This window comes from Siphonobacter sp. SORGH_AS_1065 (assembly GCF_030818595.1).
GTDB lineage: Bacteria > Bacteroidota > Bacteroidia > Cytophagales > Spirosomataceae > Siphonobacter.
On the sequence record NZ_JAUTAM010000001.1, the window covers coordinates 76,567 to 99,021 of the forward strand.

Sequence of the window (22,455 nt, forward strand, 5' to 3'; positions counted from 1 at the left end):
GCTTGTTTAGAAGGCCGCTTTAAAGCCCAGCGTAATGGTTCGATTGTTGGGATAGGAATTCATATCAACGCCGCGACGAGAGGCATCTCCACCGAAGGAATTCACGTCGGGATCGTACCAGCTATACTTCGAAAGCGTCCACACGTTACCCAGACTGGCGTAGACGTTAATGGATTCTACCGATTTTACGGGCGTGCGGAAGGTATAACCCAGGTTCACCGTTTTCAGACGTAAGTACGAAGCGTCTTCCAGGTAACGATCCGAGAACAACATGACCCGCACCTGCGAAGCATCGGCCCGGGGCCATTTGGCGTTCGCTTTGTTATCTTCCGTCCAACGGGTATCGTAGGCCCATTGCGGCGTATTGCCCAACTGGTTCATCCGAACTTTTAGCAGGTTCGTATTTACAATGCTTCCTCCCTGCACACCCTGGAAGAAAATACTCAGGCTGAACCCTTTATAGAAAAAGTTATTGGTAAACCCGTACGTATAGTTGGGGTTCGTGCTGCCAATGATGGTTCGATCCGTACTTTCACTGATACTAGCCGGATTGTTATCCATGTTTTTATACTTGATTTCACCCAGTTTGGAGCGAAGCTGGGTTTCATTCCAGTTGGCGAACTGCGGGTCAGCTTTTACTTCGGCTATGTCGTCATAATAACCGTCTTCCACCAATCCATAAATCGTACCGATGGCATATCCGTTTCGCTGAATAAAAATGTTATCGTAGGAGTAATACAACCGCTGAGCAAACTGATCGGCGGGTAAGTCCATAATTTTATTACGGTTGAAGGAAATATTGGCATTAAGATCCCATTTGAAGGTCCCCTTTTGTAAGAGCGTACCCGTAGCACTGATTTCGAGCCCTTTGTTTTCCACGCTGCCGTAGTTAGTCAACATGGTATTAAAGCCATTACTCGGAGCGATCTGAATCGTTTGTAATAAATCGCGGGTGCGTTTTTTATACAAGTCAACCGTAACGTTGAGTCGATTATTCATGAATCCAAAATCCGCTCCCAAATCCACCTGTGTCGTCGTTTCCCAACGAATGTTAGGATCTACCAATCCCCTGCCATTGTCTACGGCATAACCGCTTTGTTCCACGCCGTTAATGGGCACGTTTGCGATGGTGGTTGTATACAGACTACCGTAGGGAGCAATGCCCTGGTTACCCGTTTGTCCCAGACTACTTCTGATTTTCAGGGTAGAGAAAGCATTCAGGTTTTTGATGAATTCTTCTTCGCCCGCATTCCAGGCCAGAGCGACCGAGGCAAAATTGGCCCACTTATTCCGGGTCGCGAACTTACTCGACCCATCACGACGGAAGGAGGCTGTGAATAAGTATTTACCATCGTAGCTATAATTCACCCGGCCCAGCATGGACATCAGAGAGTTATCGCTGCGGCCATTTTGCAGAGGGGAAGGTCTCAAACCCGCTCTCAGGTTAAAATTGCGAGTAATGTCCGTTGGAAATCCCGTTGCCGACATGGTTTGATATTCCGAAATGCCTCTTTCAAACGTATAAGCCGCCACGGCATTAATCGTGTGTCTTTTAGCAAAGGTCTGGTTGTAGGAAAGAATGGATTCCATCGTCAACTGACCATTGCTGTTATCAGCTACCATCCCATACCCGTTCGTAGGAGTTCTGCCTTCATTCAGGTCACGACCGTAATAAATCTCCCGTGAGTTGAGGTTGAAGTTATAACCCATCCGCTGACGAAAATTCAGAGCAGGAGTAAAGTTCAGTTGAGCGTACGCGGTTGTGTACACGCGGGTTGCGTACGTCATGTCGCGAGCCGACTGCGTGGTTTTGTACGGGTTAGCCAGATTTGAGGTGTTGATGAGTGATTCCCGAAAGGCCGAATTCGGATCGTCCACCGGATAGGTAGGCGGGAAGAAAATCGTGGAGCTAATCAGACTGGGCTGAGCACCCGAGGTATTCGTTTTGCCCATCTGATAGGTGGTATAAGCGATGTTATTGTTGGTGCCAATTTGTAACAGCTTACCAATCTTCCGATCCAGGTTAAATTGTAAACTGTAACGTTTGAAGCCGGAGTTAAGGATGATCCCCTGCTGATCCAGGTAGTTCCCTGAAATCAGATAGGTTCCCCGCTCATTACCACCCGAGACGGACAGCGTATAATCCTGCGTAACGGCGGGTCTAAATATTTCATTTTGCCAGTTAGTACCCTTAAAACCGACGGGATACTGCGAGCCCTCGGGCAGTCCATTGCGGTAATCTTCAGGTCCTGGCAGGTAGGTATTTCCGCCTAGCACCGGATCAACTCCCACCCGGCCCGGAAAAGGAACTTCCAGGGTCGTGCCGATGTATTTAGCCGCATTGGCATACGCTTCATTTTGAAATAGAGCGTATTGATAGGCATTAAGCATGGGGATTGTTTTGGATACCTTACCCACACTCAGGTTGGTGGTAAACTCCACCCGGTCTTTGCCCGCTTTTCCTTTCTTGGTCGTAATCAGCACCACGCCGTTCGCTCCCCGCGAACCATAAATGGCCGTAGCCGAAGCATCTTTGAGTACCTCAATACTCTCAATATCCTGCGGATTCATGTTGGCCAGAAAGTTAATGGTCTGCATGCTGCCTTCGGCTCCGGTGGGGGTAGCTGCCGAGGTAAAGGGAATCCCATCAATGACGTACAGAGGCTCACTTCCCGTAAAAGAGTTCGCTCCCCGAATCGTCATGCTGATGCCACCTCCGGGGGCTCCGTCCCCTTTATTGACGTTAACCCCGGCAATCTGTCCCTGTAAACTCTGGTTGATGCTGGTGGGAACGTTACGAAGTAAATCCGTTCCCTTCACGGTGGTAACGGATCCCGTCAGGTCCCGCTTGGCTACCGTTCCGTATCCAATGACCACGACCTCATCCAGTTTTTTATCATTTGATTCCAGCGAAACATCCAGCACGCTTCGACCCGCCAGTAATACTTCCTGAGGAGAATAGCCAACAAAGGAAAAAATCAGCACGGGAGTGGAGGAAGGAACGGATAACGTATAATTACCCTCGTTATTAGTGACGGTGCCCGAAGTCGTTCCTTTCACCAGAATGCTTACGCCCGGTAGCGGTTCTCCGCTTTCTTTAGCCGTTACCTTTCCTTTGACGGTGACGTTCTGAGCCCAAACCGCCGGACATAGAAAGAGTACAGCCACTAACCATAGATAGTGTTGCTTCATTGTATTAGATTTTATAGTAAAAAGGTTTAGAGGGATATTTTTAATTACTCGGTTGAAGGGTACGCTTGCAGCACTTTCATCTGAGGCCGTTCTGTCCCCTGTACTGGACTGACGGCGAGGGTATAATCTCCCCAGCGGGAGCCACCCGCCCAGTAGGTTCCGTTGATGCCTTCTTTTTGAATATAATTCAGAAATCGATCCAGCACGACCAGCCAGCGAGGGTCGTTGTCGGGAACGCCGTACTCGCCAATGAATCCTTTCAAGTCATTCTTTTTCAGCCAGGTTACAAAAGGTTTTACCCGGTTAATGCCCGTATCTTCCGTCGCTTTTTCTTCTTCGTAAGTATGTTTATACGTTCCTGAACCATCTTTATCGAAGTAGAGGTGAGCTTCAAAAATGAGTTTACGCGAGGGGTCTTTCAGATACTTCAGCGAATCACTGGCGGAAGGCCAGCGTTCCGCCGAACTCCAGCTATTACCTGCCACCAGAATACTCGTTTGGGAGTCTACTTTTCTAATGGCCTGAATCGCCTGCTGAGCCATGGTAAACCAACTAGTTTCGGGTAATAAATCATGAGGTTCGTTCATGAGTCCGTAGCCATACAGGTTAGTAAATCCTTTCATGGCTTTGGCTAATCGCCCCCAGGCATCGCCAAGAGCTTTTACCGGTAGCTCTTCTGACCCCAGCAAATGCTCGGTATGCTGATCGTATCGTCGGCAGTAATTATGCATATCCAGAATGACGGGCATGCCCATTTTTTCAGCCTCACGCACCACGTTCTTCATACGGGTCAACTCTGCGGCATCCAGTTCCCCGTAGAGTTGCGGTTGAATTCGCTCCCAGCGGAAAGGCAAACGAATCAGCTTCAGCTGATGCTGATGGTAATAATCCAGCTCTTTTTTTTCCGGATAAGCATAATCCTTTTCATAGACACCGGGCATGCTCGAACCAAAATCGGCTCCGGCCAGATTAATCCCGAAAGGTAGTTTCTGAGCGTACAGGCTCGGCGAAAATAGCCATAGGATTCCCAGGGAAACGGCGGTAAAGCGTTTCTTCATACCAACATACATGCGTAACAATAGGCAACTAACTCTACATGATATACGTAAAGTGCTTTTTAATACAATAGGCTTGCATCAAACGGATGCATCGATACAAAAGCAATACAGGACTTGGAAGGTACCTGCCCTTAAAAGGGACAAATAGCAAAAGGTTGAACGAGATAATTAAAATAGTGTACGTTAACTATCTGTATTCAAATGTAACCTAATTGCTGGACTTTAACAAACTTTTTTACAGTTATTTATTTAAAAAGTTATACTTATGTCTTGGCCCTATTCCAGAGCAAAAGCTACGTATGAGTCCCCGGTTTTTGTCCCTAGTTTTCCACCACCAGTGGCCGCAATAACCAGGTACTGTTTGCCCTGAATGGTATAGGTACTGGGGGTGGCATACCCTCCGAAAGGCAGAGCGGCTTCCCAGAGTTTTTCGCCCGTATTTTTATCAAACGCCCGAATTTTTTCATCGCCCGTGGCGGCAATGAAAACTAAGCCTCCTTTGGTGACAATGCAGCCACCGAAGTTTTCCCGGCCAGTTACGGGTACGCCCTTAGCGGTTAATTCTGGATATTCGCCCAACGGTTTTTTCCAGACTAGTTTTCCGGAATGCAGGTTAATGGCATTCAGTGTTCCCCAGGGAGCTTTTGTGGCCGGGTAATTCTCCTGATCTAAGAATTTCGTATAATTCATGGCCCGATAGACGGGGGGCAAGTTTTTGTCTTTTACCTCCGTATGGCTTTCCATATCCAGTAAAAATTCGGCTAATGCCTGCACTTCGTCTTCTGAAATTTGGGAAAAGGCGGGCATGGCTCCCCGACCATTTTTGACGATCTGAACGACATCCGGTTTTTTGAATTTCTTCGATAAATGAGTCAGGGCCGGAATCCCGCCGTTGCCCTGCCGCTCCGAGCCGTGACAACCCACACACCCTTTTTCCAGATATACCCGTCGGCCCGGATGCTGGGCTATGCTCTTGGCGTTCTTGTCTTTGGCATTAATATCAATCATCGTAATGTGCCAGGCTAACTCATTGGCATTCACGTATAAATTACCCGTGGTGGGGTCATAGGCTCCCCCGCTCCATTCGGCTCCGCCGTGGATGCCATAATAAATGACTCCTTTCTGCGTGGGGGGCACGTACCAGCCCGTATCCGCCGACCGAAAACGAGCCAGGGCATCCGCATGAGCTTCCGGCGTGCGATTTGTCAGGTCTTTTTCAGTCACTACTTGCCGGGAAAAGGATTCCGGCCATTGTACATAAGGCTGCGTAGGATACGCATTTTCTCCGAGAAGCTGCGAAGGCGGAACGGGCCGCTCTTCGACTTTGGAGAGTAGCTCTCCGGTCTGCCGATTGAATAAAAAGATATTGCCCGTTTTGGTTAGCTGAGCAACGCCCGCTACTTTCTTTCCCTTGTGCACGAAATCAGCTAATATCGGGGCACAGGGTAAATCCAGATCCCATAAATCCCGGTGAATGACCTGATAATGCCAGGCATGTTTACCCGTAGCGGCATCCAAAGCGACGATGCTATTTCCGTACAATTGCGAGCCAGGTTTGCCGGGACGGTAAAAGTCATTTTTGGGTTGTCCCGTTGCAAAATAGACCATGCCAAGTTGCGTGTCTACTGATAAGCCACCCCATACGTTAACACCCGCTCCATCCCGCCAGAATTTGGTGTCGCCCCAGGTATCATACCCCGCTTCACCGGGTTGAGGGATGGTGTTGAAAAGCCAGACCCGTCGGCCCGTTTTGATATCAAAGCCGCTGACGTTGGCTGGAGCACTCCAGCTCATGCAACCCACGATAACCGTATTCTTATAGACCACGGGCGAAGCCGGGGCGGTAATTTTCATTTCGGAGGCTGGACGAACCAACCCTTCATTAAGATCCACCCGACCGTTTTTACCAAACGATTCAATGGCCTTACCCGTGCGGGCATCAATGGCCAGCAGGTAGTTATTGGCAGTCCATAAAATTCGCTGGTCGGCTCCGTCTTTCCAGAAAGCAATCCCCCGGTTGATCCCACCCAGTCGCTCCCCCTGGCGGGCGGGGTTATGCCGCCAAATTTCCTGGCCATTGCGGGCATTGACTGCGATGATCTCGTGGGCCGGACTGGTGATGTACATGATGCCATCCACAATCAGCGGATTCATCTGGATGTTTCCCTTCGTGTTTCCCGAATGGTACTCCCAGGCGACTTTCAGCTTCGAGACATTCTCTTTCGTAATTTCCTCTGCTTGTGAGAAACGGGTAACCCCTTCGTCACCCCCCGTTACCGCCCAGTCGACTTGAACTGGCGTACGCGAAGGGCGACTGGACTGCTGACAAGCCATGACTAGTAGCGTTGCAGCCAATAGCCACGGATGTTTCACTCCCGAAAACTGATTTAGGTTAGCCGTTAACCTTTGAAACATAGGTTTAGAGTATAAGAGGATAAGTATTCGCCCGTTAGGAAACACCCTGAGCTAAGCGGTAATGCTTCACCTCAATAGTGTACGTACACCAAATGTAGGCTTATTTCTTAAATGTGTAAAAATAATTTTATTTATTACTCTTATTATTCAATTTTAATAATTCGTAATTTACTGATAATTAGAAGTTTATGTTAATTAATATTTTTTGCCTTTGCAGTATTTCTAGTGATTCTGTTTTCAAATTAAGCTCGAAAAAGCTTGCCTGGCTATGCTTTACAAAACAAACCTGGTTTCCTTTTGGATTAACCTCCACTATTTAGGAGACCGTTGGCTTCTGGTTCGGATCGATGATAGACTAGTTCCCTAAAGAAAGGAATAGACCTTACTGAGAAGGTGGTGAGCTTTCTACCGAGCTAGTTGCTAATGGTGTATGAGAAATGAGTTGGGAATCTAAGTAAGGTTCTTCGCTTCGCTCTGAATGACCGATTGGGCGATATCTAAGCTTCAACTTAAGTTAAATCCCGCATCAGATGATGCAAGTTTCATTAGATCGTATAAGTCCAGTACTATTGGTCTCCAGCAATCAACTAGTTCTTTAGACCTGTCATCTTTTTCAATAAATCGCTACTAATGGTGCTGATTAACCAGGAAAAGATGTTCAGACTACAAATTTTTATACTCGTTTTTATTGGTGCATCAGGCTTTCCGATAAGATCCATAGCTCAGATGCAAAAAGAGCAGGCAGACCTGATCGACCGTTATTTGAGCGTGCAGCAGCAATCCATCGGCTTTAACGGTACAGTCATGATTGCTAGGAATGATAGTATAATCTATCGACAGTCTCTAGGAAAAGCGTCATTGGAACTTGACGTACCGCTTTCTTCGGATCCTGTTTTTCGGATAGCATCCATTACTAAGCAGTTTACTGCTATGTTGGTTGTATTGGCTGCCGAAGAGCACAAGTTAGCACTGGGCGATCAACTCAGTAAATATTACCCCCAACTAGGCCAATCGGATTGAGGTAAAATAACGATCAGGCAATTACTGACTCACACCTCCGGCCTTCCCCATAATGAAGGGATAGCAGATTACTGGGAGAAAATTTCGTTTCTTCCACTCTCGGACCGGCAGGCCACGGACGAGATATTTAAATTGAAACTACGGTCTGTTCCAGGGACAAAGACGCACTATTCTAGTCCTGGATACTTTATTCTGGCAAGTATTCTGGAAAAGATTTACCATAAAAGCTATGGTACCATCCTAAGGGAGAAGATTACCGCTCCATTACATATGGATCACACAGGAGAAAACACGGCAACGGCCCTCATCAATGGAATGGTTTCTCCATATCATCAACTGGCAGATCGACTGATCGCAGCACCACATCGGGACTTTGCTTTAATGAAAGGATCGGGTAACCTGTATTCAACCGCAAGCGATCTATTAAAATGGAACAATAATCTAAATGGAACCGGGCATTTCAATAAAACAGTTACAGATCAGCTGTTCACCATTCAAAATTCACAACCGATTAATGGACGTAACGAACCTTATGGCTATGGCTGGTTTCTTAGGCGATCTTCAAACCGAGAAAGGGATTTCAATTTTACTGGTGGCGGGACTTATGGATGTTCTGCTATTTCGGGCTACTATCCCAATGCAAATATTTCAGTAGTAATCCTGAGTAATATTTCCACGTTGCCCGTTGGGGAAATGCAGGCCAGCATTGAAAGCATCGTTTTCGGAGATAGGTTTGATATGCCGGTTGTACATACACCTATAGTAATGGAGGCATCGCAACTTGGCAAATTCCAAGGAACCTATACCGCAGACAATGGCCACCAACTAGCGATTTTTTTTAAAGGAGGGCAGCTCTATGCTAAAATGGGTCAAAATCCATTTTTCGAATTGTATCCCTCGGATAGCTCTGTTTTTTTTGGGAAAAAGGTGCCTGTGCAGATTGCATTTGAAAAAGATTTAGATGGCACCATTAAAAGCCTCAAAGCCAGCCTAAAGGGACAATCAATTCTTTTTGTTAAAACCAGATAGGATGGAAAAACAGTTTTTGGAGATGATCACCATGCATAAGGCCACCATTCATAAGGTGTCACGCCTTTACCGGGACAGCCCCGAGGACAGAGAGGATCTTTTTCAAGAGATCGTTTTACAGTTGTGGCTGTCTTTTCCAAAATTCGAGGGAAAGTCCAAGCAAAGTACTTGGATATATAAAATCGCACTTAACACCGCAATGGCCTGCTATCGAAAGAAGCGTATAATTTTATCATTCACCGAGCGATTACCGGACCAAGAAGACAGTAACATTGATTGTGAAAATCGGGAACGAGAGCAGCAACTGTTTGTCATACTAAAAACGCTAAATGAAGGAGACAGGGCATTACTCGCCTTGTATTTCGAAGACTTTGACTATCGCGAGATGGCAGAAATAACGGGATTGAGCGAGAACCACATTGCCGTCAAGATGGGAAGAATTAGATCCAGGCTAAAAAAAACATTAAATCCAGCAAAATGAATATCGATGAACTGAAAAACGATTGGAAAAGTATTAAGCCAGAAAATGCTGGCATGAAAGAGCAGCCCATGATAAAAAAAGGGAATAACCAGTTAAATGCGATCAGACTGCGGCTTGTCATAGAAATGGTGTCGTATCTCGTATTTCTTGCTGTTTACTATACGATGTTTGATGGGGACAAAAAACCGTTATACGCCAATTGGTTACTGATCGGATCTTTTCTCATGGTCATCATTCATAGCTTGATGGGCTACCTGGCCGCAAAAAACATTGTATCAGGAGAAAGTATTTTGCAGTCGATGACTAACTATCACAAAAAGCTTAAAGGATACGCTATGATATCTTTGCTTACACGGACGGTCTCATTGATTTGTCTCCTAATTTTCTTTGTTTCCTCCGTTGAGCTCGATATTAAGAAAAACTGGATGCTTGTTGGCTTGGTTTTACTCGTCGCCACTCAGGCTTATATAAATTATAAGATATGGTTGGCCAGAATAAAAAAAATAGGTGATTGTATCGAAAATTGGCAATCCTAAATATAAGACAATAGGTTTACTGAGTTCAAGCATCTCAGCTATTTGGGGTATGGTATATTGTATACAAAAGTTTCATGAACTCTTGTTAAATACTTGAACATAAGATTATTAAGAAATTTATTGCGGGGGAGTCATAGGGGGGCGTAGCCGTATGAATGATTCCGTTTTGCTACCTACGACGTTTGCTGTTAATAAATTGCAGTGGTCGAAATCCACCCGCAGTCGCTCGGCTTTGCCGAGTGACCACCTAGTTCCAGGCCTCTGGCCGGTAGGATTCGAACCAGTAGATGATCAGAGAGTACCTTCCCCCAACAAAATATTCCTACTAACCTCGGCTAGAGGCCTACTCCCTTTGACTTTAAACCAACAGCCCTTAACAAAAAAGGCATCCCGCATGAACCTTCACGCGGGATGCCTGGAAAAAGTTACGAGTTAAATCAATACCCTGGATTCTGCTTCAACTGAGGCGAAACGTTTAGGACGTTAAAGCCGATGGGGAAAATATTCGTGTGCGTGTCGGCATCGGGCTGCTTATCCCACCAGGTTCCAGAATTAAATTGGTTAAAGCGAATCAGATCCGTACGGCGGCGGCCTTCACCCAGGAACTCCCGGCCCCATTCATCGAGTAACTCCTGCTCGGTGAGCGTACTGCCATTGGCGGGATACAAACTCGGTGAGCCTGCTGGGTAATAGCGTTTGCGAACGCGGTTAAGGATTTCCGCTGCTTTGGCTTTGTTACCCTTTCTGAATTCACATTCCGCTAGGGTATAATAGACCTCGGCTAAACGAATCTCTGCGTAATCAGCTTCAATTTTATGCTCGTCTTCCGTGCGATAAAAGGGATACTTCAGCATATAAACCCCTGAGTTCTGATCGGCGTGATTCATGTTGGATTCTTTATCCGCAGGAACCTGATTGGGAGGCGTATTTTTAAACCAGCCTACCTGATCCCGAATGTAAAGTTTATACCCCCGGGTGCTGGCTAAAGTATCCCGGTTGTTATTGTAGGTCAGGTATCCGTACAGGAACATACCCTCCCGGCTGTTATTCCCCAGATTTCGGTATTTCTTCAATCGCACGTCATCGCTGTATTTCTGAAATTTGATGAAGGGCTTACCGAGCGTATGGGTATATTCTACGTTATCGACGTTACGGCCGGGTTGCAGGGAGAAACGGGGGTTACTGCCACCCCAGTCAGTAAAGCCGAGGTAAGTCTGAGGAGCATTGTAAGGCATCATCCACCAGTACATGCCGCCTTCATACTGCCAGTGCGACCGACCAAACGTACCCGGAAAGGCGAAAATCGTTTCGGCTGATTGATCGTTATTCCAGTCGAAGGGAGCATCCCAGCGATCTTCAATGCGGTAACTTCCGTATTTGCCGTCCATAATGTCCTGGCAAATGGTGGCACAGTCGGCAAACCGATCTTCGTTAATGTACACTTTGGCATTGAGATACAGACGAGCCAGCAGGGTCATGGCACCCGCCTTCGTCCAGCGGCCCTGAAATTGTTCAGTGCCCGCGTCGCCCTTGGCCGCCAGATCAGGTAAAGCTTCTTTGAGTTCGGTTTCGATGAAACGGAACGTTTCCAAGGGCGTGGATTGTGTAGTACCCTGGGTTTCGCCTTTTACTCGGGTGATGATTTCAACATTCCGGTAGAAGTCGTACACGCGGAGGTAATACCAGGCCCGCATGGTTCTCAGCTCGGCAATAAACTGCTTTTGTTCGGCAGTAGTCAGACCAAAGGCCGCCGGATCAATTCCTTCAATATCCTGTAGGGAGTTGGTGGCCAGGGCTATACCCGTGTACAGGTTATTCCAGGCGTTACTGCAATAACCATCCTGCGAAGTCCAGGTGTGCTGGTGTGCCCGGATGTACTGTCCGCCGTCGTACCAGTCGCCTTCCCGGTTGGGAGTCATGAACTGATCGGCTGGTAATTCCTGCATGATGAATTGATCGCCCTGAACCGTCCAGTAGCCGTGTTCAAACGTTCGGAGAAAGGTACGGTATACGTCTTCTTTCGTTTGCAGAAAGTTCTCGGAGGTAATGCGGTCATACAGCGTCTCGTCCAGATCCGTACAACTGCTGAGCAGACTCGTGAGTAATAAACAGGAAAATATCTTTTTCATAGAGAATAGAGGTTATAAGCCCAACTGGATTCCGGCCAGCACCTGGGTAGTCGTGGGATAATAGGAACGCGAACTGTTGATACCTGGATACAGGCCATTCACGGGATAACGATCGGGATCTCCTCCGGTGAAGGAAGTAATCGTCAACAGGTTGCGGGCTGCTGCGTAGATACGCACGGAGCGGATCGCCTTCAGATTGACTTTAGGGGAATAACCCAGCGTCACATTATCGAGCTTGAGGAATGATCCGTTTTCCAGGAAATAATCCGATAAAATGACCGTAGTGGCCTGGTTGGTTAACTTCGCGTACTTACCCTCGCCGTACGCGGAGGTTAACACGTTTGCATTGGATTGCGTACTGGGTGTACCGGTATAAAACGCCTGGGTATTGAAAATTTTATACCCTAAAATGGCTCTAAAAAAGACCGAAGCATCCCAGTTTTTGTACGTAAACGAGTTGTTAAGGCTTAAGGTCGCTTTCGGTAAGCCATTGCCAACGACGCGTTTGTCATCATTATTAGCCTGATTAGCCGGGATGACTTCATTGTTCTTGTTGTACACCAGCAAGCGGCCATCTTCCGCTACACCAGCTGCGTGAAGCATGTAAAACGTACCAATCCGCTGGCCTTCCTGTAAACGCTGAGCCGTTCCGGGCGAGCCGGGGCTGGGTAAACCTACGACGTCAAGGAAGGTTTGTCCCTGATAGGCATTGTTGGAGAACGAAACGAATTTGTTACTATTGGTCGCTCCCGCGAAAGCGATGTTGTAGGTAAACGAAGGCGTAGAGACGATCCGGGCGTTCAGTTGTAACTCAATTCCTGAGTTTTGCATGCTTCCTACGTTGGCATAGGTAGAACCCTGAATGTTTGGTGGTAAAGGCACGGAATACGAACCCAGCAAGTCTTTATTTTTTCGGGTGTAATAGTTAATACTTCCCGAGAATACTTCTTTAAAGATTGAGAAGTCAATCCCGAAGTTCAGGTTCTCTGCCGTTTCCCAGCGTAAATCATAGTTGGTATTCTGGCTTGGTCCCCATACCTGGTACTGGTTGCCGTTAAGCGGGTAATACCCGTACCCACTGTAGGTATCCAGGGATAAATAGTTACCGAAATCCTGGTTACCAGTTACACCGTAATCGGCCCGAAGTTTCAGATCATCAATCCACGTCAATGATTTCATAAACGTTTCCTGACTCAGTCGCCAGCCTAGGGATGCGGCTGGGAAATTACCCCACTTGTGATTATACCCAAACTTGGAAGAACCCTCCCGCCGCAAACTGGCCGAGAACAGGTATTTGTCCTGAAGAGCGTAGTTAATCCGGCCAAAGAAGGCAATCAGACGGGAATCATTCTTGTATGTACCCATGCCATTGCGTCCCGCCACCTGCTGATACAGGCCCGTTCCGATGTTGTTGTAGGTGAGGGCATCGGAAGGCATCTGTCGGTTATCCGCCGAAAGTCCAGAGTTTTGGAAGTACTGGTAGGAATAGCCACCCAGCACCTTCACATCGTGGACTCCTTTCGTTAACGAATAGTTACCCACCCACTCCAGACTTCGCTGATCGTACTTGTTGTAAGCCCGGCTTGCTGAGTTCATGCTACCCTGATACTGAGCGGCGTAGGTAGACGTAGAAGGACGGAAAAAGAAATCAAAGTAATCGCGGGTAAATTGTCCGTACGTCAGTTGAGTCGTCAGGGTTGGTAACAGATTGACGAGCACACTGGCGTTGTAGTCCAGAATCTTGCCTTCCGTTCCGCTTTCTTCCGTCCGTAACCGTTCTACAGGGTTAAAAGGCGAGGAGAAACCGGATTGAATCCGGTTGTAACGGGTGGGATTCTGGGGATCAAAAATGGGTAGGGTTGGATTGAGCGTTAAGGCCTGGTCAAAAGAGTCATAATCGGCGTTGTTACTTCTAAAGTAACGGGGGGCCACGTTCAGACTCAGGGTATATAAGTTATTGGCAGAAGTATGGTTTAGCATCAGACGAGCCCCGTATTCCTGACGACCCGACCGCAAATCCAGACCCTGGGCATCGCGGTAGTCTGCCGTAGCCCGGTAGTTATTGCGGGCATCGCCCCCGGAAAAGGATAAGCTGTGTTTGTGCGAAAACGCTGAAGGCCGGGTAATGGCTTTAAGCCAGTCGGTTTGAGCTCCAAAGTCAGTGCCCCGGTTTTGAGCCAGGAATTCCGACGCCGAAAGTGTTTTCAGGGGCATGGCCGCAAAGTCAAAAGCTCCGTAACCGTTATAATCCACGCGGGAACCCTGCGAGCCTTTTTTAGTGGTAATGATGATTACCCCGTTACTACCGCGAGTGCCATAAATAGCCGAAGCCGCTCCGCCTTTGAGTACGTCAATGGACTCAATGTCATTTTGGTTGATGTTTTCCAGAACACCACCGGGTACGCCGTTTACAACCACCAGTGGCCCTAAACCTGCATCCCGCGAGGATACGCCCCGCAGCTGAATACTGGGCATGGAGTTAGGATCGCCACCGCCCGTATTGGTAATGGTGAGTCCGGAAACTTTTCCCTGCAAGGCAGCAATGGGGTTGGTTACGCCAACGGTTAATAAATCTTTACCCGATACGTGGGTAATGGCACTGGTTACTTCCTTCTTGTCCAGCGTACCATACCCTACTACAACGACTTCCTGTAAAGAGCTGGCCGTTTCTTCCAGGGTCACGTTAATGACCAGTTGATTGCCGACGGTTACCTCTTTCTTCGTGTAACCTATATACGTATACGTTAGTACGGCTTCAGGCCCTTTTACGGTAATTCTATAGTTACCCTCGGCATCGGTAAGGGTACCGTTGCTGGTTCCTTGTTCCTGAATGGATACGCCGGGCATGGCACCGCCCGTATTACTGAGCACTTTGCCCGTAACGGTTACGGCCATAGGGGCGGCGGCCAGGAGTGAAAAACTTACCAATAGTGCGGGCAGTAGTAGCCATAGGCCGCCCCATCGGCGGCCCAGGCTTAAGCAAGGTAATTGCAAGAGCATGTAGTGTGAAATGTTAAGTGTAGAGGTTAAGCAGGACAAGCAGCAAGCCCATCTTTTAACGGGTAATAACTTATTCAGGGACCTTCCGGCGTAGAAGTAGTAAAGTTGTATTGCATCATTTATACAATAAATAGTATTCTGCAAAGTAACCTTTTGCTTTCCAGTACCCTGAATCTATGCGTCTCAATTTTGATTCAAATCGTCTCACTGCTTCTATTAAATAAAATCGGAGTTGTAGCTTTAGTTATTCGTTGCATCGTGCGTATATGAGGCGTTTCTTTTTTTTAAGTATTTTCCTGCTGTGGGACACGGTTGGTTCGGGTCAGTCGATGGTTTCTGATTTCAAATCTTATCAGGTGGCCGATGGTTTGTCAAGTAATACCATTACCTGCATTCTTCAGGATCATCGGGGATTCATGTGGTTTGGCAGTCGCAACGGACTCAACCGTTTTGACGGCCATGCCGTGAAAGTCTTTCGTCATTCCCGTAGTGACTCGCAGAGCCTGGGCAGTAACTCCATCCTGAGCCTTTGTGAGGATAGAAAGAAACAACTCTGGGTCGGAACGTTCAAAGGGATTTATCGATACGATCCTCAGAAAGAAACCTTTACGCGTTTTACCGCCATTCCTGCCCAGGAAGTTCGCTATCTGGGGATGGATGCACAGCATCGGATCTGGATTATTGCCGGGTACAAGCTGTACTGTTACGATGGGGCAAAGCTGCACGCATATCCCTTCGCGGAGGATCAGGCCACTGCTTTACACATTTCCAAGCAGGGAACCGTCTGGGTATCTACGGAAAGAGGTCGTCTGCTTCGGTACAATGCCCGCGAAAATCGCTTTCGGAATATACCTCTGGCCACGCTTTCCCGTATTGATTTCATGTTTGCCATTGGCGACACGACCCTAATCATGCGTCGAGGCAGTCGGGTCTCTGTTTATCAACCCAATCGTCAAACCACTCATCCCCTTAGTACGAATGAATCGTTAGAAATACGGATTAATTCCATGATGGAAAAGTCCCCCGGTGAGTATTGGATTGGCACTGAATCTGGTCTTTTTATTTACCACAGTCAGACGGGGCAGTTAACGCAGGAGCAAAAACAGTTTGGAAACCCTTACTCGCTGACCGATAATGTCATTTCCTGTCTCTATCAGGATCGTGAAAAAGGCATTTGGCTAGGTACTTCGTTTGGGGGTGTTAATTACTATTCCGATCACCTAACCCGTTTTACCAAGTACCAGCCTTTACCGGGTCAGAATAGCCTTAGTGGTAACGTAGTTCATGCCATTCAGAAAGATAATCAGGGGAATTTGTGGATTGGTACCGAAGATGCGGGGCTAAACAAAATGAACTTGAAAACCGGGCAGATTCGGTCCTTCCTGCCGGGGAAAGGTCCCGCCGGCCTTAGCTATCCTAACATTCATGGTCTGCTGGTGGATGGTTCCCGGTTATGGATTGGAACCCTAGAACACGGCCTGGACGTAATGGATTTGAAAACCGAGAAAATCATTCGACGTTATCGCTCGTCCATCCAACCCGGCCACTTTACCAGCGACTTTATCGTTACGCTTTACAAACGCCGCAACGGAACCATTCTTGTAGGTACCTGGAATGGGCTCTTTCAATACCGTCCCCCACAGGATGATTTCATCCCGGTTCCCTTTTTCAATGCCCAAACCCAAACCATTCACGAATCGGGTGATGGGACGCTATGGGTTGGGAGTTACGGCAACGGTGTGTATTACGTAAACGAACGAACCGGAAAGCAAGGTCATTTCAGCACGCAGTCGGGCCTGCGATCCAATTACATTACCAACATTTATGAAGATAGGCATCATCAGCTTTGGATTTGCTGCGAAGGAGGACTAACCTGCTATAATCCTGTCCGGCACCAGTTTACGCATTACACCATCGAAAACGGACTGCCCGATAACCAGATCTTCCGCATCGAAGAAGACCGCTTTGATGGGTTGTGGATCTCGACGGGGCGGGGCCTGGCCCGCTTTGACCCTCAGCGAAATCAATGGCAGCATTACTTTACGGCTCACGGCTTACCCACGGAACAGTTTAACTATAACTCGTCGTTTAAAGACACCGACGGTAGCCTTTATTTCGGTACGGTGAAGGGATTGGTTCATTGGAACCCGGCCTCTTTCTTTAAGACCAATCGCTTTACGCCACCTGTTTACATAACGGGTTTACAGGTAAATAATCAGGAAGTAGGCATTGGGGCGAAAGATTCGATCCTGCAACAGTCGATTACCTCTACCTCGAAAATTGTTTTATCGCACGGTCATTCCAACGTTAGTCTGGATGTAGCGGCCTTGAGTTATACCAACCCTCAGATCAATCAGTATCGTTACATGCTGGAAGGGGTAGATCAGAGCTGGATTCATCTGACGAATAACCGCAAAATCTATTATACCAATCTGCCCGCTGGTTCGTATCGTTTTCGGGTACAAGGATCGAATAATGATGGGATCTGGAACCCCCGCGAAACGGTACTAGCCCTGACCATTCTGCCGCCTTTCTGGGCTACTCCCTGGGCTTATCTGCTGTATGCCAGTCTGATACTCGCCATTATACTGGTCATTTTCAGGTACTATTATCTGGCTATTACGGAGAAAAATAAACGGCAGATGAAGTCGCTTGAGATAGAAACCGAGCGGGCTATTTACACCAGTAAAATTGAATTTTTCACCAATGTAGCCCACGAAATTCGTACCCCTTTAACCCTAATCAAATTACCTCTGGATAAATTGTTATCCCGGCCTGTACAAGACCCTTTTCTACACGAAAGCCTGCAAATGATGAAAAAACATACCCATCGCCTTATTGACTTGACCAATCAATTACTGGATTTCCGGAAAGCGGAGGCCCAGAATATTCAGCTTCATTTTGCCAATACTGACATCAATGCGTTGTTAAACGAACTGTGGATTTGGTTTAAGCCCGCCGCGGACGAACGCAAGTTTACCTTCCGACTCGAATTACCCCGCATTACACTTCATGCCTATGTTGATGAAGAAGCTCTGCGAAAAATTCTGAGCAATTTGCTGAGTAATGCCATTAAATACGCAGATTCCTCGATTCTGATGAAGTTACTGCCCTTCGGCAGTGAAGACGAGCAGTTTCGCATTGAGGTCAGCAATGATGGGTATCGGATTCCCGCCGCCTTAAAGGACAAGATATTCGAACCTTTTTACCGTATTCAGGAAACCGATCATGAACCGGGAACGGGGGTAGGCCTGTCTCTTTCGCGGACGCTTACCCAGCTTCATAAGGGCGAATTAACGTTACAAATGGATCGACCCGACGTGAATTGCTTTCGCCTGAGTCTTCCCATCCATCAGGAACATAGTATGGACTTTCAGCATTTTATGGCGGAAAGCATTGTGACGGAAGACGAACCAAAAGCTCCGCAGCTGGACCCGTTAAAATCGACGCTTTTACTGGTGGAAGACCAGCGGGAAATCAGTGTATACATTCAGCAGGAATTCAGCGAACGTTACAACGTTCTGACGGCCTATGAGGGTCAGCAGGCTCTGGAGATTTTACAGCAGGAAACGATTCATCTGGTCATTAGTGACATCATGATGCCCGTGATGGATGGCATTGAGCTATGCCGGGCCATTAAATCAGATTTGGAGTATAGCCACGTTCCCGTGATTCTGTTGACGGCTAAAACCTCCATTCAGTCGAAAGTTCAAGGACTGGAGGTCGGGGCGGACGCTTATCTGGAAAAACCTTTTTCAGTGATGCATTTGGAAGCCCAGATTGAAAGCTTGTTATCCAACCGTAATCGGGTCAAAGAATATTTCGCCCGTTCTCCGCTAACGCCTTTTAAAGGCATGGCCCACACACCCGCGGATAAGGTTTTTCTGGAGCAACTGCATCAGGTCATTTACGATCATATTCTGGATATGGAACTTAACGTTGATCAGTTATCAAGGTTGATGAACATGAGTCGTCCGACGCTTTATCGAAAAATCAAAGGGCTATCGGATTTAAGCCCGAACGAGTTAATCAATCTGGCCCGACTTAAAAAGGCCGCCGAATTGCTTACAACCGGTCATTATAAAGTCAATGAAGCCGCAGCTTTGGTAGGATATAGCTTACCGACTAATTTTTCCAGAGACTTCCAGAAACAGTTTGGAATTACACCGAGTCAGTACATGGGTGAGCTTAAAAAAAAGTAACCTGACTTTATCGCAGATTTTTACGATTAAAAAGCGAAGCCGCTTATACCCTGACCAAGGATAAGCGGCTTCGCTAGTAGTGAAGTTAGTTAACGTAGGATGTCCTACTGAGCGGGCTGACCAGGAATGGCATTCATTGTATACCAGGCTTCGGTAGTCCACAAGTTCTTACCCGTGCTGCTAACGATGGTTTTTCTGTTCAAACGAATATACACCACGTGCTTACTGAGCATACCCGGTAATTCAAGAAATACCCTTTTCCGATCTGCTGAAACCTGAATGTTTTTAATCGTTAAACGCTCATCATTCAGTTTCGGACCGCCGTAATCAGCCGTAGGTTTAAACCACCATTGACGGATGGTGTAGTCCGTTGAGGCTTCACCCGTGCCCTTCGGTAAGGGCTCCGTAAATTCAATTTCAACACCTTTCGCCTGGGCCCGTACCGCAAGCATCTCAAACGTAGGCGTCTGGTTGAAGGTTAGCTTTTGTAGACCATAGCCTAACTTACCCGTCTGCCCCCAGTTACCCGTCGAACCTACCCCACCTATGTATAGCGATCCATCCGGTCCCCAGGCCAGTCGGTTTACGCCAGCTTCGAGTCCCTGGGTGAAGCGAAATACAACTCCCTGGTAAGATCCGTTTACCTTTTCGGCAAAGACCCGTTTAAGACCGCCGTGCGTAACATCGCCGTGAACCATCTGATTTTGGTAAGGGCCCACGTTCAGCGGGGCGGGCTGACTAGGCGAGTTACCAATCTCGTCCTGCGTTAACCAAACCACGGGTAAGGTTTCTTTCAGATGGGCCGTACCTGCGAAATCTACGGATCGGGAACCATACCAGGCTCCGGGTTGCAGATGCACAATTTTGTTGGCGGGTAACCAGTCTCCCTGATTGTCTGCGATGAATATTTCATTATCCACGCCCAATCCAATCCCGTTGGGCGTTCTCAGTCCCGATGCAATCAACGAGAAAGAGCCATCCTTCCGATTTATTTTAACCACCTTGCCACGGTCTGGAATCTGAGGCTGCGTACTGGCTCCCCCAGGATTAATAGCCGTAGCCAGCGTACCGTAGAAATATCCCTCTTTGTAAACCAGTCCGAAAGCAAATTCGTGAAAATTAGCGGATACTTTCCAGCCATTGCATACGGTTTGGTAGTCGTCAATGAGGTCGTCGTGGTTGGAATCCACGAGTTTTGTCAGCTCCTGTTTCTGCATGACGTAGATTTCATTGTCTACTACCTTGATGCCCAGCGGTTCGGCTAAGCCATAAGCGATGCGTTTCACCTGAATCTGCTGGGGATTCGTTGCTTTTCTGGAGTCAATCAGATAAACCGAGCCGAGTGAATCCCAGGTGCTTACCACCATTCGCCCATCGGGAAGAAAGTCCATCCCACCCACTCTGGGTTTAAAGGTTTCGGGCCGGGCCTGCGTCAGCGTAAAACTGGGATGTACAGCCGTCAGTGGAGACTGATCTCCCGGTACTTCGTCCTTGCTAACTTCAAGTATGCCTTGCTGGGTTTTCTTGATGTCTTTACCCTTGAATGTGAAAACGGCGGGAGGAACCACCACAAAGGCTTTCGAACCGTGAGGTCTCCATTGCAGGGAAACGCCTTTTCCGTACTCGCCCTGGTAATATTCAACTCGGAAAGCGTGTTTGCCGGGTTTCAGAATAATCTCTCCATCGGTGGGTTTCAGCCCGTGGTTAACGCCGTTGTCCACCACCAATTGGTCGTCAATAAACAAGCGTCCTCCATCATCGCAGACAAGACGAAAAACGATATTGGTTGTTTTTTTGATGGTCATCAGTCCACTGGCATGAATAACAAAATTGGTCTTGAGCGTTCCAAAATCCTGATCCTCCCAGTGTAAGGCATTCAAAGAGCCGGACTGAATCGGAGCCATTTCGTCATTGATTTCAGGAAGGGTAGAAAGGGTGCTACCAAACTGGTAAACGTTAATAGCCATGCCGGGCAGTTCCGTTTGAAGGCTCACCTTCGCAGGGTTCAGAGGCTTGAACGTTACCGGATAAGCAGGTTTAGGCATAAGTTTCTCTTCTTCCCGCTTTCTTTCTTTGTCTGCATCCAGATTCAGAATGTAAGAAACCAACGTTGCTGCGTCCTCCCGCTTCAGGTCCGGGTGTGGAGTCATGGGAATAGATCCCCAATTCCCGGCCCCTCCCTTAATGACTTTTGTGATGAGAGCTTCCTTGTTTTTGCCGGTATTATCGTAGCGTTCGGCAATGGCCATGTACGAAGGGCCTACGGTTTTTACCTCACGGTTATGGCAAGTATTGCAATCGCTTTTGGCAAATAAATCACTGACCAGTTGGGCCTGACTTTTTTGTTCATCGGCATTTTTTGTAGCGGGCTTGGCGGTAAAACTGGTTTGGAAATGAGTTTCATCATTGGCCTTTAACAGCAGTTTACCCGTAATAGACTTGAAGGTACTCGTGCCGATTTCTTCCGTACCTTCCTGCGTTACCGTAAATGTTCCATCGGTTTGATAATCGCTGGATGATTGCAGGGAATTGAGGTGCAGGTTTAGGGTAACCTGTACACCAGCGGGAATATGTTTGGTTACGAATGTTCGTTTGAATCCGGTTCGATCTCCTGCGGCCTCAAAAAAATCAGGACTTTCTTCGATAAGAATTTTCTTGCCCTGATAATCCAACTCATACTTGAGGGTTACCTGGTTATTGACTATCGAATGACCTTTGTAGGTAATACCCGGAGTAACTTCGGTTCCATTGGTGAGAACACGCCAGGGGTTCGTGTCTGGTTCCTGCATATAAGCCACGCCCACCGATACGGGTTGGGGTCCGTGAGCAGAGGTATAAACGGGGCCGCTGAAATCAATGGTTCCTAACCAGGCTTTGTAAAGGGAAGCGGTTTGTGTGTTGTAAGCCAGCCAGAGCTTATCGTGCAGAGCAACGCTCAACATGCGAGGTCGATTATCCAGTACCGATCGTAACACCCAGGCTTCTCTGGGGCGGTCTATCGGCGGGTTAGAGCTTTTGACTAAAGGGGTAGAGGGATGAATAAAAGCAGTGCTTGCACTCACTACGGCACCTAGCAGGGCAGTAGAAAGCAGCACAAAGAACTTCGAGTGGTTCATTGGAATTGAAGAGGCGAAATAATTTCCATTTGTATTAAGGTCTACGAAGGTCAGACTTTAAATGACGTTGGGATGATCTGATAGAATCAATTTTAAATCATATCCTCTCAATAGGTTGTGTGTGATTGTTAGGGTGTTGATTTGGAAGAGACTGTCTAAACTCAGCCTAGAAAGACCCTGTGTTTATTTTCGAAAAGATAATCTATCGTTATGACCCAACTCTGTCATCCAGAGCGAAGCGAAGGATCTCATTAGGTTTGCGAACATATCTGGTCAT

Annotated in this window: 9 protein-coding genes and 1 pseudogene; 4 read left to right on the plus strand and 6 right to left on the minus strand. The window is 47.5% G+C overall.

The genetic code is table 11. The annotated features are described in order from the left end of the window. Positions 1-6: 6 nt before the first annotated feature. The 3 genes from QE390_RS00260 to QE390_RS00270 all read right to left on the minus strand — a co-directional run bounded on the left by QE390_RS00260 (position 7) and on the right by QE390_RS00270 (position 6,665). Positions 7-3,192, minus strand: a complete 3,186-nt coding sequence (locus tag QE390_RS00260) for a TonB-dependent receptor (protein WP_307140591.1) — start codon at positions 3,190-3,192, stop codon at positions 7-9. Positions 3,193-3,236: 44 nt separating this feature from the next. Further along, complete coding sequence (locus QE390_RS00265; RefSeq protein ID WP_307140592.1) at positions 3,237-4,250, minus strand: glycoside hydrolase family 5 protein; 1,014 nt, start codon at positions 4,248-4,250, stop codon at positions 3,237-3,239. A gap of 276 nt (positions 4,251-4,526) precedes the next feature. Continuing rightward, positions 4,527-6,665: a PQQ-binding-like beta-propeller repeat protein gene (locus tag QE390_RS00270; protein ID WP_307140593.1), complete on the minus strand. Its 2,139-nt coding sequence runs from the start codon at positions 6,663-6,665 to the stop codon at positions 4,527-4,529. An 804-nt stretch (positions 6,666-7,469) separates the two neighbouring features. Here QE390_RS00270 and QE390_RS00275 point away from each other — a divergent pair. The 3 genes and pseudogenes from QE390_RS00275 to QE390_RS00285 all read left to right on the plus strand — a co-directional run bounded on the left by QE390_RS00275 (position 7,470) and on the right by QE390_RS00285 (position 9,731). Continuing rightward, positions 7,470-8,714: pseudogene (locus tag QE390_RS00275) on the plus strand (serine hydrolase domain-containing protein). A gap of 1 nt (position 8,715) precedes the next feature. After that, a complete protein-coding gene (locus tag QE390_RS00280; protein ID WP_307140594.1) occupies positions 8,716-9,195 on the plus strand; it encodes an RNA polymerase sigma factor in 480 nt (159 codons plus the stop codon). Next, positions 9,192-9,731, plus strand: coding sequence for a hypothetical protein (locus tag QE390_RS00285; protein ID WP_307140595.1), 540 nt, complete (start codon positions 9,192-9,194; stop codon positions 9,729-9,731). The genes QE390_RS00280 and QE390_RS00285 overlap by 4 nt, the downstream gene beginning before the upstream one ends. 437 nt (positions 9,732-10,168) lie before the next feature. Here the strand turns inward: QE390_RS00285 and QE390_RS00290 are convergent, their stop codons facing one another. Together QE390_RS00290 and QE390_RS00295 are read right to left on the minus strand one after the other, a co-directional pair. Beyond that, positions 10,169-11,860: a RagB/SusD family nutrient uptake outer membrane protein gene (locus QE390_RS00290; protein WP_307140596.1), complete on the minus strand. Its 1,692-nt coding sequence runs from the start codon at positions 11,858-11,860 to the stop codon at positions 10,169-10,171. A gap of 12 nt (positions 11,861-11,872) precedes the next feature. Next, positions 11,873-14,860, minus strand: a complete 2,988-nt coding sequence (locus tag QE390_RS00295) for a SusC/RagA family TonB-linked outer membrane protein (RefSeq protein ID WP_307140597.1) — start codon at positions 14,858-14,860, stop codon at positions 11,873-11,875. A gap of 266 nt (positions 14,861-15,126) precedes the next feature. On the opposite strand from QE390_RS00295, the gene QE390_RS00300 reads away from it, so the two are divergent. Continuing rightward, the gene (locus QE390_RS00300) at positions 15,127-19,062 is read left to right on the plus strand and encodes a hybrid sensor histidine kinase/response regulator transcription factor (RefSeq protein WP_307140598.1); all 3,936 of its coding nucleotides are present in this window, start codon (positions 15,127-15,129) and stop codon (positions 19,060-19,062) included. A 104-nt stretch (positions 19,063-19,166) separates the two neighbouring features. On the opposite strand, the gene QE390_RS00305 is transcribed toward QE390_RS00300, so the two are convergent. Continuing rightward, complete coding sequence (locus tag QE390_RS00305; RefSeq protein ID WP_307140599.1) at positions 19,167-22,178, minus strand: PA14 domain-containing protein; 3,012 nt, start codon at positions 22,176-22,178, stop codon at positions 19,167-19,169. Between the last annotated feature and the right edge of the window lie 277 nt (positions 22,179-22,455).